The 1,596-nt window shown below is 70.2% G+C and carries 1 protein-coding gene; it reads left to right on the top strand.

Translation table 11 applies throughout. From position 1 onward, the window contains the following. Nucleotides 1-262 precede the first annotated feature (262 nt). Nucleotides 263-1,519, top strand: a complete 1,257-nt coding sequence (locus ACFV61_RS12930) for a hypothetical protein (protein WP_380491596.1) — start codon at nucleotides 263-265, stop codon at nucleotides 1,517-1,519. The last annotated feature ends 77 nt before the right edge of the window (nucleotides 1,520-1,596 follow it).

Below are 1,596 nucleotides of genomic sequence, written 5' to 3'. Positions count from 1 at the left end.
GAGCGCGCGCGTCTGGGCGGTGTGCCTGCGTGGCCTTTCGCGCGCCCGCGGGCCCCCCCCGCCCCCCGCGGGGGGCGGGCGCCCACCGCGGGGGGGCGCGGCCGGCCTCCTGTCGCACACCTATCTCCCAACTCCCGTCCCATGCAAGCCTCGACACATTGTCGATCAAGGTGTTCTGATGTTCGCACCATACGTATGACTATCTGACCAGCATGTGACGGCGGGTCGGAGAAGCGGAGGAACGGTGCGGCCTGCTCGTGGCGTGGCTGTCCTGCTGGCAACGGGGGTCGTCGTGGCCCTCGGCCTGGGCACGGGAGGCCCCGACTCGAAGGGCAGACCGGCCACCGCCGGCGCCGCGCCGGAGAGCACACCCGACCCGAGCGGCACACCCTCCGACAGTCCCAGCAGCACCAACCCCACCCCGACCCCCAGCGCCACGCCGACCTGGGACGGCCAGGTCAAGGTGCTCGGCGACGGCTCCACCTCCGACACCGGCCCGCAGCCCAGACAACCCCGGCCCGAGAAGCTGAAGCCCGGTGAGAAGCCGCCGCAGTTCGTGGTGTTCTCCTGGGACGGCGCGCTGGAGGGCGACGACGAACAGTTCTCGCGCTTCCGCAAGCTGGGCACGGAGAACAACGCCCAGATGACGTTCTTCCTGAGCGGCATCTACACCCTGCCCAAGTCCAAACGCACGCTCTACCACCCGCCGCAGCACGACGTCGGCGCCTCCGCCATCGACTTCGCCACCGACGCCCACATCAAGGACACCCTGGAGCAACTGCGCCTGGCCTGGCAGGACGGGAACGAGATCGGCACCCACTTCAACGGGCACTTCTGCGGCTCCAAGGGCGGCGGCGACTGGAGCACCGAGGAGTGGAAGAGCGAGCTCGACCAGGCGATCTCCTTCGTCACCAACTGGAAGACCAACACCGGCTTCAAGAACCTCCCGCCGCTGCCCTTCGACTACACCAAGGAGGCGGTCGGCGGCCGCGCCCCCTGCCTGGAGGGCCAGAAGAACCTGCTCGCGGCCGAGAAGGCGGCCGGCTTCCGGTACGACGCCAGCTCACCGGGCGAGTTCCAGGTCTGGCCCGGCAAGAAGGACGGGATCTGGAACTTCCCGCTCCAACTGCTGCCCTACCCGGGCAAATCGGCCCAGGTCCTCTCGATGGACTTCAACTTCCTCGCCAACCAGTCCGGGGACACCACCAAGGGCGATCCGAAGAAGTACGACGCGTGGGAGAAGGAGACCCGCAACGGCTACCTCAACGGCTTCGAACGGGTCTACAACGGCAGCCGGGCCCCGCTCTTCATCGGGAACCACTTCGAGAGCTGGAACGGCGGCATCTACATGCAGGCCATCGAGGACGTGATGAAGAGCGTCTGCACCCGGGAGGGCGTCCGCTGCGTGTCCTTCCGCCAGGTCGCCGACTGGCTGGACGCCCAGGACCCCAAGGTGCTCGACCAGTTGCGCGCGCTGGACCCGGGGCAGCCGGCCGACTGGTCCCGCCTGGTCAAGTGACCAGGCCCGGGGGGGGGGGGGGGCCCGGGGCCGCCGCCCCCCCCCCCGCCCGCCCCCCCCGCCCGCGCCCCGGCCCG

This window comes from Kitasatospora sp. NPDC059817 (genome assembly GCF_042731835.1).
Taxonomy (GTDB): domain Bacteria; phylum Actinomycetota; class Actinomycetes; order Streptomycetales; family Streptomycetaceae; genus Kitasatospora.
This window is presented reverse-complemented; position numbering and strand designations above follow the sequence as displayed.